General features: G+C 66.5%; 12 protein-coding genes. 9 read left to right on the top strand and 3 right to left on the bottom strand.

Annotated features, from left to right (window positions below; translation table 11 throughout):
• The first annotated feature begins 191 nt into the window (after window positions 1–191).
• The 3 genes from CHINAEXTREME_RS17325 to CHINAEXTREME_RS17335 all read left to right on the top strand — a co-directional run bounded on the left by CHINAEXTREME_RS17325 (window position 192) and on the right by CHINAEXTREME_RS17335 (window position 4210).
• Window positions 192–1250 (top strand): NAD(P)/FAD-dependent oxidoreductase, encoded by a 1059-nt coding sequence (locus CHINAEXTREME_RS17325; protein ID WP_007140828.1) that lies wholly within the window; start codon window positions 192–194, stop codon window positions 1248–1250.
• A 91-nt stretch (window positions 1251–1341) separates the two neighbouring features.
• Entirely contained in the window at window positions 1342–2631 is a 1290-nt protein-coding gene (locus CHINAEXTREME_RS17330) for a glycosyltransferase (RefSeq protein ID WP_007140827.1), read from the top strand.
• A gap of 244 nt (window positions 2632–2875) precedes the next feature.
• The gene (locus CHINAEXTREME_RS17335) at window positions 2876–4210 is read left to right on the top strand and encodes an IS4 family transposase (RefSeq protein ID WP_076738684.1); all 1335 of its coding nucleotides are present in this window, start codon (window positions 2876–2878) and stop codon (window positions 4208–4210) included.
• Window positions 4211–4414: 204 nt separating this feature from the next.
• Here the strand turns inward: CHINAEXTREME_RS17335 and CHINAEXTREME_RS17340 are convergent, their stop codons facing one another.
• Window positions 4415–5593: a M24 family metallopeptidase gene (locus tag CHINAEXTREME_RS17340; protein WP_007142446.1), complete on the bottom strand. Its 1179-nt coding sequence runs from the start codon at window positions 5591–5593 to the stop codon at window positions 4415–4417.
• Between the two features lie 105 nt (window positions 5594–5698).
• Here CHINAEXTREME_RS17340 and CHINAEXTREME_RS17345 point away from each other — a divergent pair, with 105 nt between their 5' ends.
• Entirely contained in the window at window positions 5699–6931 is a 1233-nt protein-coding gene (locus CHINAEXTREME_RS17345; protein ID WP_007142447.1) for a LolA family protein, read from the top strand.
• A 135-nt stretch (window positions 6932–7066) separates the two neighbouring features.
• Window positions 7067–7981 carry a hypothetical protein gene (locus CHINAEXTREME_RS17350; protein ID WP_007142448.1) on the top strand — a complete coding sequence of 305 codons (915 nt, stop codon included), beginning with the start codon at window positions 7067–7069 and terminating at the stop codon, window positions 7979–7981.
• A gap of 54 nt (window positions 7982–8035) precedes the next feature.
• Here the strand turns inward: CHINAEXTREME_RS17350 and CHINAEXTREME_RS17355 are convergent, their stop codons facing one another.
• Window positions 8036–8356 (bottom strand): cupin domain-containing protein, encoded by a 321-nt coding sequence (locus CHINAEXTREME_RS17355; RefSeq protein ID WP_007142449.1) that lies wholly within the window; start codon window positions 8354–8356, stop codon window positions 8036–8038.
• Between the two features lie 140 nt (window positions 8357–8496).
• Between CHINAEXTREME_RS17355 and aroA the strand changes: the two genes are divergently transcribed.
• Together aroA and CHINAEXTREME_RS17365 are read left to right on the top strand one after the other, a co-directional pair.
• The gene (gene aroA, locus CHINAEXTREME_RS17360) at window positions 8497–9816 is read left to right on the top strand and encodes a 3-phosphoshikimate 1-carboxyvinyltransferase (RefSeq protein WP_007142450.1); all 1320 of its coding nucleotides are present in this window, start codon (window positions 8497–8499) and stop codon (window positions 9814–9816) included.
• Between the two features lie 110 nt (window positions 9817–9926).
• Window positions 9927–10250, top strand: coding sequence for a DsrE family protein (locus CHINAEXTREME_RS17365; RefSeq protein WP_007142451.1), 324 nt, complete (start codon window positions 9927–9929; stop codon window positions 10248–10250).
• 25 nt (window positions 10251–10275) lie between these two features.
• Here CHINAEXTREME_RS17365 and CHINAEXTREME_RS17370 read toward each other — a convergent pair whose 3' ends face one another.
• Window positions 10276–11010 carry a helix-turn-helix domain-containing protein gene (locus CHINAEXTREME_RS17370; RefSeq protein WP_029601575.1) on the bottom strand — a complete coding sequence of 245 codons (735 nt, stop codon included), beginning with the start codon at window positions 11008–11010 and terminating at the stop codon, window positions 10276–10278.
• 88 nt (window positions 11011–11098) lie between these two features.
• On the opposite strand from CHINAEXTREME_RS17370, the gene CHINAEXTREME_RS17375 reads away from it, so the two are divergent.
• On the top strand, window positions 11099–12214 hold the full coding sequence (locus tag CHINAEXTREME_RS17375) for an MBL fold metallo-hydrolase (protein ID WP_007142453.1): 1116 nt from the start codon (window positions 11099–11101) through the stop codon (window positions 12212–12214).
• A 3-nt stretch (window positions 12215–12217) separates the two neighbouring features.
• The gene (locus CHINAEXTREME_RS17380) at window positions 12218–13507 is read left to right on the top strand and encodes an MFS transporter (protein WP_007142454.1); all 1290 of its coding nucleotides are present in this window, start codon (window positions 12218–12220) and stop codon (window positions 13505–13507) included.
• Window positions 13508–13693 lie beyond the last annotated feature (186 nt).

Genomic DNA, 13693 nt, shown 5'->3' on the forward strand with positions numbered 1-13693 from the left:
CGACAGACAGTATTCGGCTATCTCGAACGAACACTCGCTGAAGGCGTGGGAACGCTTGGTATGTTGTCAGGGACCTCGATAGACCGAACAGGTCTAGCCAAAGCGGATCGGCGAACCCGGACTCGAGTCGCCACGCCCGGCCCACACAAGTAGCACGTGACTACTTGAGAGGGCGGCCCCCAGGAACGAGCATGGAACGGGAACGGATCGGAGTCGTGGGCGCGGGTGCGGCCGCCGCGGCCGCGACGTACGTACTCTCGGAGACGGTCGACGACGCGACGGTGACGGTACTCGAGAAGTCCGGCGGCCTCTGTGGCCGGGCGGCGACGCGCCGTCGCGACGGTATCGTTTACGACTACGGGGCAAACTACGTCAAGTCGGACGACCAGCGGGTGGCGGACCTGCTCACCGAGACGCTCGAGACGGAGGGGCTCGTCGAGATCGAGGAGCCGATCTGGACGTTCGACCGCGACGGCGAGGTCTCCCCGGGGCGGGAGAGCGACGAGCACAAGTGGACCTACCGACGCGGGCTGACCCAGATCGCCAAACGGCTGTTCGCCCGAACGGACGCGGAGGTTCACCGGCGCACGCGCGTGGAGCGCATCAGTCGGGACGGCGGCGTCTGGCGACTCGAGGACGCGGCCGGCGAGGTCTGGGGGCCGTTCGACCGCCTTCTACTCAACCCGCCTGCCCCCCAGACGGCCGACCTCGTTCGGTCCGCCGGCTGGGCGTCCGACGACCTTCGGGAGACGCTCGTCGACGCGATCGAGGCCGTCCCCTACCGGACGGTCTGGACCGGTATCTTTCACTACCCGTTCGAACTCGAGGTCCCCTACTACGCGTTGATCAATACCGACAAGGAACACGAGGTGGGCTGGATCGCCCGCGAGGAGTGCAAACCCGGCCACGTTCCCGACGGCGAGTCGGTACTGGTCGTCCAGGCGGGCCACGAGTGGTCCCGGGATCGATACGACGAATCGCCAGACCGGAACCTCGCGGAACTGGCCGACGTGGCGACCGACCTGCTCGAGGACGAGCGGCTGACGGAACCGGACTGGACGGACCACCAGGGCTGGCGGTACGCGCTCCCCGAGGGGAGCGCGACGACCGGACCGCTCCGGAGTGCCGAGCGGGAGGGGCTGTACTGTCTGGGCGACTGGGTGACGGGGGAAGGCCGGATCCACGCCGCTCTGCGGAACGGACTCGAGGTCGGCGAGCGGATCGCGCTCGATCGCGGGCCCAACGCGTAACCACCCGAAAATGAAAACCCGCGAGCGACAGGAGTCGACGGGTTCGGGGGAAACCAGTAGGTTGATAACGACTAAATGAAACCCCTCCCACATGTTTGGCCCTCTACGGCGTATCGTCGAGCGAATCGGGTACCTCTCCACGGTCGTGTTGGTCCTGTCGATCGGCGGCTACCGGGGAGTGCAGACGGAGATCGTGGCGTTCGACCTCCGCTGGCTGGCAGTCCGCATCATCACGATCGACGCGGTCACCGCGACGCTGCTCTTCTCGCTTCTCGTGACGGTCAGCGGCGTGATGCTCGCCCGCGAGGTGTACCGGGAGGTTGATTCCGACGACCGGCTCCTCGACGGACCCCGCGTCGCCGCCGTCGTCCCCGCCTACCGGGACGCCGACGTCGTCGGCGAGAGCGTCGAGACGCTGCTCGAGTCGAACTATCGGAACCTCGAAATCGTCGTCGTCGGCGAACCCGGCGACGAAGCGACGCTATCTGCGGCCCAAGAGTATACCCGCTACCCGAACGTGCGCGTGCTCGAGAACCGCTGTCCCGGCTCGAAGGCCCGCGCGATCAACGATGCCGTCGACCGGCTGGAAACCGATTACTTCGCGACGTTTGACGTCGACGAGCGGATCGATCCCGACTTCATCCCACGGGCGATGTACGACCTCGTCGAACGGGACGTCGACGTTTTCCAGGCCCGTCGCGTCCCGCGCGTAACTGGGCCCGTCGAGGCGCTGGCTTACTGCGAGCGGCTCCTGTTTCACGCCGGCTACAAACTGGTCGAACCGCTCGGGTTCACGTACTGTCGTAGCTCCTCGTCGGCGTTCACCCGCGAGGCCTTTCGAGCCGTCGACGGACTCGACGATCTGCTGACCGAGGACATCGACTTCGCTCACAAGTGCTACCGTGAGGGGCTGACCGTCCACCAATCGCGGAACCTGACCAACGAGATGGAAGCCCCGCACACGCTCCGTGATCTGTGGCACCAGCGCAAACGCTGGCGGCTGGGCCACATCGAGGTGTTCGTCAAGGCCGTCACGGGCGGCTACGACCGCGGCGGCCTCCGGGGCAAACTCTCGACGATGCGGATCGTCACCAGTCTCGCCGCCAGCGTTTTCCTCGTGGCCTTCACCGCGAAGGTGGCCGTCCTGTTCATGGCGGACCTCGAGACCTTCTTCCTGCTGCCGTTCGCGGCCATCGCGGTGACCGTCCTTCCAGTTCTCGTTCGCGACTACCGGACGGGACACGTCGCCGAACTCTCGCCGGGACTGGCGCTGGTACCGCTCGTGTATCCCGGATTCGGCCTGCTGACGATCCGGTGTGCCTACGAGTACGTCCTTAGCTGGGACGGCGAGTGGTACCGGGTCGACAAGTCCGGTGCGTGACGGCGGCGGGGACGTCGTGTCGTCTCGACTGGTTTCGACTTGGCGTGTCCCGTCTCGTTGCGCCTCATTTCGACTTGTCTCGTCTCGTTGCGTCTCGATACCGCTCGTCAGCGTCGACCTGCGCTCGGCTCGAGACCGACCCGGTAGTCGGTCCATTCGTTCTAGTTTAGCCATTCGTTCTAGTTTAGCAGAGTGTAGCGCCGTCTGACTAGATATCGTTGTGACTACCAGTCAGAGAAATCCGGTGGATAGTGTGACCTACTCCCCACCGGATTCAGTGATTGTTGATCGGATTCAAAGAGCGTTTCCCTCCGATGAGTTGCGCGAGCGCGCTCGCGCAACGAATCTCGTAGAGCGTGAACGGAAATTCGACGCTGTTGCGCTGTTCTACACGCTTTCACTCGGCTTCGCTGCTGGATCAGACCGATCTATTCAGGCCTTTCTCGAACGATTCGTCGAGATGGCTGACTGTGACGAACTCTCCTATGCAACCTTCCACGGGTGGTTCTCTCCACCGTTCGTTGCACTCCTTCGAGAGATTCTCGATGACGCCATCGAGAATCTCGATACCAGAAGTGCCGACCTTAGCGGACGTCTCGAACGGTTTCGAGACGTCCTCATCGTCGATGGGAGCATTGTGTCTCTCTATCAAGATGCTGCAGATGTGTACGCTGCAACCGGTGACGATCAGGCTGGTCTGAAACTTCACCTAACAGAATCACTCTCAACTGGCCTTCCGGCACGGTACCAGACAACTGACGCTAAAACCCAAGAACGGAGCCAGCTACCCACCGGCGAGTGGGTAGCTGGCGCACTTATCCTGCTTGATCTCGGCTTCTACGACTTCTGGTTGTTCGACCGCATTGACCAGAATAACGGCTGGTTCGTCTCCCGTGTGAAGGACGACGCAAACTTCGAGATCGTCGAAGAGCTCCGGACGTGGCGGGGCAACAGTATCCCGCTCGAAGGAGAGTCGCTGCAGGACGTCCTTGACGACCTGCAGCGACAGGAAATCGATGTTCGCATTACCCTCTCGTTCGAGCGAAAGCGAGGGTCGTCCACCAGCCCGCCCCGAACGTTCCGGTTGGTTGGTGTTTGGAACGAGGACACTGAGGAGTACCACCTCTATCTGACGAATCTCTCGAAAGACGACTATAGCGCGCCCGATATCGCACAGCTCTATCGGGCGCGCTGGGAGATCGAATTGCTATTCAAGGAACTGAAATCGCGCTTCGGACTTGACGAGATCAACACGACCGATCCGTACATCATCGAGGCGCTGGTCATCATGGCCGCGATCTCACTGCTGATGAGCCGTGTTATCGTCGATGAACTCCAGAAACTAGACAGAAAACAACAGGAAAGCGCCGACGACGCCGCAGCGTCGTCGCCGCAACTCCCTCGTCGGCGATGTTCTCACGCTGTCGAACGCCACGCACACCTGATCCAGTTGTATGTGATGCTCGATTTAGGGTACGAACTCCCGGATTTAGATGAGTTGTTGTTATGGGCGTCACGTGATCCAAATCCGCATCGTCCGAGATTACGTGATCAGGTTAAGTCAGGCGAGTTCTGGTAACGAACTCGCCTGACGACCGGGGAACCCCCTGTCTCAATAGCGGCAGCTCTGGAACGGCGACGCACTCACAGCCGTGAGTGCGCCGCCTCAAAGGTATCACACGACGAATCCGTGACTGCCTGTTCCAGCGACCCACTCTCCTGAGCCAGTCCACTCCAATTTGGTATAGTCTCTGCTGAGATCCTGCTTCACCCCGTCGCTAAACTAGAACAGATGGTAGTCGGTCAGGTTCTCGTACCCGTCCTCGGTGACGACCACCAGGTCCTCGATACGGACGCCGCCGACCTCGGGGTCGTAGATGCCGGGTTCGATCGAGATCACGTGTCCGACCTCGAGTTCGTCGCCGACGGGGGAGACGCTCGGCTGCTCGTGGACGTCCAGGCCGACGCCGTGTCCGGTGCTGTGGATAAAGCCCGTCTCGGCGTCGGGGTCGCTGCGAAGCGTGTCGTAGCCGGCCCCCTCGATCACGTCGCAGGCCGCGTCGTGAACCTCGGCGCCCGTGACGCCGGCCTCGACGGCCTCGAGGGCGGCCTCGTAGGCGTCGCGGGTGACCTCGTACCGCCGGCGAGCCTCGACGCCAGGCTCACCGCGGGCGAACGTGCGGGTCATGTCGGCGTGGTAGCCCGTTTCCTTGTTCCGGGGGAAGATGTCGATCACGATCAGTTGATCGGCCTCGAGCGGTCCGCTACCGCGGCTGTGCGGGTCCGCGCCGTCTGCCCCACAGGCGACGATGGTGTCGTCGAGTCCGCAGCCGTGGCGCAACAGTGTGACCTCGATCTCCTCTTTGACGCGCTCGCTGGTGAGCGGATCCCCGTCGACGAGGAGTGTCCCGTCGTCGGCCACGTCGGCCTCGGCGATCAGTTCCTCGGCGCGGGCCATCGCGGCCTCGTTGGCCCGCTGGCTCGCTCGGATCGCCTCGAGTTCCGCCTCGCTTTTGACCGCCCGGATCTCCTCGACGATCCCCTCGGACTCGAGGACCACGTCGATCCCCTGCTCGCGGAGGCCGTCCGCGGTCCCCGTCGGGAGGGTTCGCGGGACCGAGACCGAGTCGACGCCGTGGTCCTCGAGGAAGGCGGCGACGGTTCGAGCCTTCCCCTCGTGTGCGCCGTGTTCGGCCACGAGTTCGGTGTAGTCGTACTCGGACCGCCGTGTGACGGTGTCGGCGGCCGACTCGTCCGTTGCGCGGCCGTACTCCAGTCCGGAGACGAGCAGGTGGATCGCGTCGTCGGTGACGAGCGTCTGGAACGGGTCGGGCGCGGTGAAGCCGGAAACGTACCGCTGGTCGGAGTCGTCGCCGTCGGCGTCGACGAGATAGGCGTCGACGCCGGCGTCCTCGAGGTGCTCCCTGAGCGGGGAGAGGTCGACGGCTGCTTCGACTGTCATGGGAACCACTGCGGTCGGTCTCCACATAATTTCGGGGATTCCGGCACGGTTGGATCCGCGTGACGAATCCCTAAACTTATCAACGATCGATATGATCGCACCGGTATGCGCCGTCGCCAGTTCCTCGCCGCGGGCGCGGCCGGACTCGCCGGTTGCGTCGCGGTCCCCGACGCCGACGACTCTCCCTCCGAGGACGAGCCCCCCTCGAGCGAGGAACTCCTCCAGGAGGCGATCCACACGCGGGTCGGCCTGCGGAGCCTCGAGGCGCGACGAACGATGACGATGGAGACGCCGGCCGAGACCGCCGAGCGGACGGACCGCATCGTCCAGGAGCCCCCCGGAAAGCAACGGCTCGAGGTGCTCGAATCCGACGACCCCGACACTCCGCCCGGGACGGTCTCGGTCAGGAGCCTGTCGACGACCTGGGAGTACTACCCGGACGAGGGGATGGTGGCCAAGCGCCATCACCCCAACCGGGTCGTCGCCGACCGGACGCGGCTGGTCCTGGAGGACCTGCTCGAGGACTACGACCTGGAGTACGTGGGCGGGACTGGCGACGGAGACGATGAAGGCGACGGCGACGGCGACGCCGGCCTCGACACCGTCGACGGCCGCCCCGCCCACCGCATCGACGCGACCCCCGAGACCGCCGAAATCGAGCGATCGATCGACCTGCTCGTCGGCGAGACGATCTACCGGATCCCGCTCGAGGAGACGCCGGTCGAGGACCTCGAGGACGTGACCGTCTCGCGGGCGATCTGGATCGACGACGAGCACCGCTACCCGGTCAAGGAGTGTAACGCGGTCCGGAACGCCGACGGCGAGGTGCTCCACCGGGTGACCGTCACCTACGAGGATCTCGCGATCGACGCGGGCCTCGCGCCGGGAACCTTCTCGTACGAGCCGCCGGCCGACGCCGAGGTCGTCGAGATCGGTACCGAGCCGGAGGGCGTCTTCGACTCGGTCGCCGCCGCCGAGGCGGCCGCACCGTACGACCTTCCCGACCCCGACGTCCCCGATCCGTACGCGCTGGACCGCGTGACGGTCGTGGACAAGGGCGAGGAGTTCGGCACGACGACGACGCTGTGGTACGTCGACCCCGACCGCACCGAGCGGGACCTGTTCCTCGCGGTCCGGGAGCAGCGGCGGTTCGACGCGGACGTCCTCGAGGAGACGGACCTCGAGTTCGAGGGCAACCCCGTCTACCGGCGCGACGGACGCATCGAGAGCCTCTTCTGGGACTGTGGCGACCTGAACTACGAGCTCTCGATCCCCGCGGGGCCCGAGATGGAAGAAGACTCGCTGTCGGAGATCGCGCCGTCGGTCGGCTGCTCGTAGGCGTCGGACTGGCCGTCCTCGCACGCCCCGCCCAGACTCGAAGGACGTCACCGACTGCCGCGTGCTGCGCGGATCCACCCGAACCGGATCGACGCGGCGTAAGAATCATGACAATACGTTGTTAACGCCGAGACCGTGCAGATAGATCCGTCCGCGGCCGACCTGTTCCTCGACTACGTCGACGACGAGGTATCGCTCGAGCGAGTCTGGGAACACCCGGCCTACGACGTCGCGCGCGAACACGCCTCGGTGCTCGGCCGGGACCTCGAGCGTGAGGACCTCCGGAAAGCGGTGGCCGGCGAGGAGACGCCGTTCTCGTTCGCCGGCGTCGAGAATCTGCGGGCGAACCGCGATCGGATCGAGGGGCTGCTGGATCACGTTCGCGCCCGGCAAACGGAATGGGAGGAACGGATCGACCGGAACCTCGAACGCATCGCCCCGGACGCGGATACCGCCGACGTGACCCTCTATCTGGGAATCGGCTACGAGTTCGGCATCGGTACCCGAAGCGGGGCCTACGTCGGCCTGAACGAACCGCTGTTCCTGGAACGGCCCCGGCAGTTGCTCTACGCGGGGCTCCACGAGTGCTCGCACGTCCTCCACGAGCGGGTACACCGCACCATCGCGGAGTTCGGCTCGACGCCCATGGAATCCCGATCGGTCCAGTGGCAGGTCTTCAACGCGATCTGTCACGGCGAGGCTTACGCGACGTACGCGCCGCTCGCGGTGCGGGAGGTCGATGGGAACCTGGGTGCCGGCGACCATCCGATGTGTGAGGACTACCGCGTCCTCGAGGACGACGCGCGGTTGTGCGAACTCGTCGAGGAGTACGATTCGTTCCGCGAACGGCTCCGAACGGACTCGGTCCCGCGGGAGACGCTGTTCGAGCGCATGTTCGCCGAACCGCGGCTCCCGTACCGGGTCGGCTGCGCCCTGCTCGTCGGCCTCGAGGAGCGGCGGGGGCTCGAGGCGGTCCGGGAGGAGTTCACCCGCGACCCGGTGGAGTTTTTCGAGGCGTACGACTCGATACTCGATCGGTATCGGTTCTGAACCCGGGCCCGGGGCCGAGCCCGGGCCCGGGACCGATCGCAGTCCGCGGTCGGCCTACGGCGCGCCCATCAGGACGAACCGGCTCTCGGTATCGCCGCCGTGGATCTTGCGCGTCGCGTCCGGAGCGATCCTGACGGCGTCGCCCTCGCTCATCTCGATCTCGTCGCCCTCGACGGTGACCGTGGCTTCGCCCACCGTCAGGACGTACACTTCCTCGTGACCCTCGTCGCCGTGGTCATGGGGCTTCCCCTCCCAGCCGGGGTCGCACTCGAGGACGGTCACGCCCAGGTTCTCGCAGTCGAGTTCGTCGCGCAGGAAGTGCATCCCGCCCCGGTCGTCGACGTCGCGGTAGTTGACGGTCGTGTAGTCGGACATCACGGGATCCTGCCGACGGAGCGCATATTAAGCGTTGGTGGGGTCGCTTTCGTTCGGCGCGTCCGGTCGGCGAATCCGTTCCCGTCCCAATTTTCCCCCGGACCGGTATCGGTATAGGCACGCCGACCCACACCGCGAGCATGAACGTCACCATCTCGCCCTCGCGCGTTCGAGGAACGGTCAGGGCACCGCCGTCGAAGAGCTACACCCACCGGGCGATCCTCGCCGCCGGCTACGCCGACGGCGCGACCGTACGGGACGCGCTCTGGAGCGCCGACACGCGTGCCACGGCCGGTGCCGTCGACCGCTTCGGCGGGGACGTCGAGCGACTCGAGGCGGAAAGCGACGGCGGTACGGCCGCCCTCGAGATCGACGGCTTCGCCGGCCGCCCGGGCGTGCCCGCCGACGTCATCGACTGCGGAAACAGCGGGACGACGATGCGGCTGGTGACCGCGGCCGCCGCGCTCGCCGACGGAACCTCGGTGCTCACGGGCGACGAGTCGCTGCGCTCGCGGCCGCAGGGGCCGCTGCTCGAAGCCCTCGCCGACCTCGGAGCGGAGGCCGAGAGCACTCGCGGAAACGGGCAGGCCCCGCTGGTGGTCACGGGACCGCTGGCGGGCGGCGAGGTGTCGATCCCCGGCGACGTCTCCTCACAGTACATCACGGCGCTGCTGATGGCCGGCGCGGTGACCGACGAGGGGATCGAGATCGACCTCGAGACGGAACTCAAGTCCGCGCCCTACGTCGACATCACGCTCGAGGTGCTCGAGGCGTTCGGCGTCGACGCGCGCCGTACCGAGGACGGGTTCGCCGTCGACGGTGGCCAGACCTACTCGCCCGCGGGCAGCGAGTACGCCGTTCCGGGTGACTTCTCGTCGATCTCCTACCCGCTGGCGGCCGGCGCGATCGCCGGCGACGAGGGACTGCGCATCGAGGGTGCCCACCCCAGCGCCCAGGGCGACACCGCCATCGTCGAGATCGTCGACCGGATGGGGGCCGACGTGACCTGGGACCGCGAGGAGGGCGCGATCGAGGTCGCCGCCGCCCCGCTCGAGGGGATCGAGGTCTCGGTCGAGGACACGCCGGACCTGCTGCCGACGATCGCGACGCTGGGCGCGGTCGCCGACGGCGACACGACGATCGCGAATGCCGAGCACGTCCGCTACAAGGAGACCGACCGCGTGAGCGCGATGGCCGAGGAACTCGGGAAACTCGGGGTCGAGACCACCGAGGAGCAGGACTCGCTGACGGTCCACGGCGGCGAGTCGGCCCTCGAGGGCGCGACCGTCGAGGGCCGCGACGACCACCGGGTCATCATGGCCCTCGCGCTCGCGGGGCTCGTCGCGGAGGGCGAGACGACGATCCGGGGCGCGGACCACGTCGACGTCTCCTTCCCCGGGTTCTTCGACGTCCTCGAGGGAGCGGGGGTCGACCTCGAGTCCGACCTCGACCGGCGATAGCGCGGTCCCGGCTGAACCCGATACGGCCGGTAGCCTCGACCCCGAGCGGGATTTCGACGCCGGGGGAATCGTCACCACGCTTCAAGTGCATCTCGGACGAACGCCCGGGTATGCACCTCGGAATCGTCCTCGAGACGAACGACGCCGAACGGGTCTGGAACGCCTTCCGACTGGCCAACACCGCGCTCGACGACGACCACGCCGTCGAGGTCTTCCTCCTCGGCGACGGGGTCGACGCGCCCGATCTCGAGACCGAGAAGTTCAACCCCCCGGGCGTGATGCGAAAGTACGTGCAAAACGGCGGTGAGCTGTTCGCCTGCGGCACCTGCCTCGATTCCCGGGATCTGGAGGCCGACGACCTCAGACCCCGGTCGTCGATGGACGACTACCTCCGGATCGTCGAGGAAGCCGACGAGGTCCTCACGATTGGCTGATCACGCCGAACGGGTTGTGAAGCGGTCAGTCGGCCCGACCCTCGGACCGCGCCGCCCCCTCGACCTGCAGCGGATCGCCGGCCGTCGTCGCGGTCACGAGCCGGAGGAATTCCCCCGCGTTCGTCAGCAGCTTGTTCTCCGCCTTCCGGAGGTGCTCCTCGTAGGTCGATCGGGCCACCGACGTCCGCTCGGCTAACTCGCGCAGCGACGTCTTCCGGGGCTGCTCGTAGTACCCGCTCTCGAGGGCCAGCCGGAGCGCCGCCAGCTGTCGCTCCGTGAGATCCTCGAAGAGCTGGTCGACGGGGGCCAGCATGCTGTGTGGAATCGTCTGTTCCGCGACGGCGGTCTTCGAGAGGACGTCGATGTCCCGGTCCGCCTCGAGATCGCGGAGCAGGGCCCGCACGTCCCCCTCGTCGAAGGCGATCACCGTGTAGTGTTCCCAGCCGTGGCGGTGGATCGTCGGCGGCTGGTACAGGCAGTTGTACTCCTCGAACCGGTCGATGATCGACTCCTCGAGCGAGCAGAGACACGCCTGTGTGACGACGTGCAACCCCGAGTCGTCGACCGACTCGTGGAGGACCGTCCCGAGGGCGTCGATCTCCTCGAGCAACTCGTCGGTCGGCGTCTCCGAGGACGTGATCTCGAGCACCTGGCAGTCGCTCAGGTACCACTCGCGTATCGTGAGGTCCGGGTGGCGTTCCGAAATCTCCCGGTAGGGACACTCGTGTTTCACGCGGAACGAGGCCTCGTACAGGCTCATGGTTCGACGTTCGATCGCCGGACGGGTAACTGTGCCGGTCATGACCGGCACCACCTATATTCGAACGTCACTCCTACGGGGAGACACGATGACCGACGTCTCACCGGACGAACTCGCTGAGCGGTTGTACGACGACGAACGCGAGGACGTCCTCGTCCTCGACGTTCGCCACGAAGCGGAGTACGAGGAGTGGCACGTTCCGTACAGCGTCAACGTCGACGTCTACGACGAACTGGTCGACGACCGGGAAGCCGCCGAAGAGCAACTCGCGGGACTGCCCGACGATCGAGAGATCGTCACCGTCTGTGCCGCGGGCGTCGTCTCGCGGACGGCGACGGAACTCCTGCAGGAGATGGGCTACGACGCCGCGACGCTGACCGACGGGATGAACGGCTGGAGCCGCGTCCACCGGCACGCACCCGTCACGACCGAGCTCGAGGGCACGCTCGTCCAGGTCGCTCGCCCCGGGAAGGGGTGTCTCTCCCACGTCCTGCTCTCGGACGGCGAGGCCGCCGTCTTCGACCCCTCGCACTACCTCGAGGAGTACGAGGCGATCCTCGCGGAACGCGGCGCCGACCTCGTCGGCGTCTTCGACACGCACGCCCACGCCGACCACGTCTCCGGCGGGCGGACCCTCGCCGACCGCCACGACGTCCCGTACTTCCTCCACCCGAGGGACGCCCTCGAGATCGACGCCACCCCGATCGAGGACGGCGAGACGCTCGAGGTCGGGTCGGTCGCGCTCGAGGCGATCCACACGCCGGGTCACAGCGAGGGGAGCGTCTCGTTCGACGTCGGCGGCGAGGCGCTCCTGACGGGCGACACGCTCTTTCACGACAGCGTCGGGCGCGTCGAACTCGGGGTCGAAGCCGGCCTCGAGGACGCAGACGTCGAGGGGAACGCCGCCACGCTCTACGAGAGCCTGCAGCGCCTGCTGGATCGCCCGGACGGGACGGTCGTCCTTCCGGCGCACGATCCCGGCTCGCCCGATCCGCCGGTGGCCGCCACGCTCGGCGAGGTCGAGGCACGGAACGAAGATCTCGATCGCGACCGCGAGGCGTTCGTCGAGCGGCTCGCGTCGGACGTCCCGGACCACCCGCCGAACTTCGAGCGCGTCAAGCGCACGAACGTCGGCCGGGAGGACGTCCCCGAGGAGGAACTGTCCGACCTGGAACTGGGCCCCAACCGCTGTGCAGCCGAGTAACGAATGAGCGAGGAATCAACCCTCGAGCAGGGCATTCGCGAACACCTCGGCCAGTTCTCGCTGCACGTCCTGCTGGTGTTCGCGACCGGCCTGACGATCGGTTCGGAACGAACGGTCGTCCCCGTTTTGGGCGAGGACGTCCTCGGCGTCGAGTCGTTCCTCGTCATCGGCTCGTTCGTCGTCTCCTTCGGCTTCGTCAAGGCGCTGCTCAACCTCTACGCCGGCAAGTGGGGCGAGGAGTACGGCCGCAAGCCGGTGCTCGTGCTCGGCTGGATCACCGCACTCCCGATCCCGGTGATCCTCATCTTCGCGCCCTCCTGGTCGTGGATCACCGTCGGGAACGTCCTGCTCGGGATCAACCAGGCGCTGACCTGGAGCATGGCGATCAATGCGAAGATCGACCTCGCAGGCCCCGACCAGCGCGGCCTCGCGGTCGGCATCGACGAGGCGTTCGGCTACACCGGCGTCGCCGCGGGCGCGTGGCTCACGGGCGTCATCGCCGGGCGGACGAGCCTCCGTCCGGAGCCGTTCTACTTCCTCGCGGCCGTCGTAGTGCTTGCGTTCCTGATCTCGGTCTTCCTCATCAAGGAGACGGTACAACTCGCCCAACTCGAGGGCGACGACGACCACCACGACGCGAACCTCCCGTTCGACGAGGTGCTCAAGCGGGCGACCTACGGCGACAGGACGCTGTTCGCGGCCGCGCAGGCGGGCCACGTCGAGAACTTCGTGGACACGCTGTTCTGGATCGCAGTGCCGCTGTACCTGACGAGTCAGGGGCTCGCGATCGAGGCGGTCGGCGTCGTCGTCGGCGTCCACAGCGCGATGTACTTCCTCCAGATCGGAACCGGGGGGCTCGCGGACCGTATCGGTCGCCGTCCCCCGGTCGTCGCGGGCATGTTCCTCGCCGGGGCGGGCGTCCTCGGAATGGTGTTCGTCGAGGGGTATCTCGCGTGGGCGCTACTCTCCGGGGCGTCCGGCCTCGGTATGGCGCTGCTGTATCCGAACCTGATGACCGTGCCCAGCGACGCCGCTCACCCCACCTGGCGGTCGGCGGGCATGGGCGTCTACCGGATGTGGCGCGACGCCGGCTACGGCGTCGGCGCGATCCTGATCGGCCTCTCGATGGAGTTCGTCAGCGCAGAGGCCGCGTTCTACATGACCGCGTTCCTGATGTTCCTCTCCGGCGGTATCGTGTACGTCTGGATGGAGGAGACCCACCCCGAGTTCGGGACCCACGAACCGCCCGCGCCGGCCACGGAACCGGCGGGCGGCACGGCGTCCGACGACTGATCTCTCCCCGTCTCGGTCTCGATCATGGGTATAGTCGTGAAGCCGACTTTTCGTCACTAACCCCGCTCGAGAGGAGTCTACTACCTCGTTTCCGGCCTATCTCCACCTCCGTTTCGGTCGCTCGACTCGAGCGCGAACGGCACGGTTCGATCGGCGACGGATATACTTTGGAATAATAGATCCGCT

It is taken from the genome of Halobiforma lacisalsi AJ5, assembly GCF_000226975.2.
In the GTDB taxonomy this organism is placed as follows: domain Archaea; phylum Halobacteriota; class Halobacteria; order Halobacteriales; family Natrialbaceae; genus Natronobacterium; species Natronobacterium lacisalsi.

Coding starts and splice junctions, on each gene's coding strand:
- CHINAEXTREME_RS17325 (WP_007140828.1), top strand. CDS start 192: ATGGAACGGGAACGGATCGGAGTCGTGGGCGCGGGTGCGGCCGCCGCG.
- CHINAEXTREME_RS17330 (WP_007140827.1), top strand. CDS start 1,342: ATGTTTGGCCCTCTACGGCGTATCGTCGAGCGAATCGGGTACCTCTCC.
- CHINAEXTREME_RS17340 (WP_007142446.1), bottom strand. CDS start 5,593: ATGACAGTCGAAGCAGCCGTCGACCTCTCCCCGCTCAGGGAGCACCTC.
- CHINAEXTREME_RS17345 (WP_007142447.1), top strand. CDS start 5,699: ATGCGCCGTCGCCAGTTCCTCGCCGCGGGCGCGGCCGGACTCGCCGGT.
- CHINAEXTREME_RS17355 (WP_007142449.1), bottom strand. CDS start 8,356: ATGTCCGACTACACGACCGTCAACTACCGCGACGTCGACGACCGGGGC.
- aroA (WP_007142450.1), top strand. CDS start 8,497: ATGAACGTCACCATCTCGCCCTCGCGCGTTCGAGGAACGGTCAGGGCA.
- CHINAEXTREME_RS17365 (WP_007142451.1), top strand. CDS start 9,927: ATGCACCTCGGAATCGTCCTCGAGACGAACGACGCCGAACGGGTCTGG.
- CHINAEXTREME_RS17370 (WP_029601575.1), bottom strand. CDS start 11,010: ATGAGCCTGTACGAGGCCTCGTTCCGCGTGAAACACGAGTGTCCCTAC.
- CHINAEXTREME_RS17375 (WP_007142453.1), top strand. CDS start 11,099: ATGACCGACGTCTCACCGGACGAACTCGCTGAGCGGTTGTACGACGAC.
- CHINAEXTREME_RS17380 (WP_007142454.1), top strand. CDS start 12,218: ATGAGCGAGGAATCAACCCTCGAGCAGGGCATTCGCGAACACCTCGGC.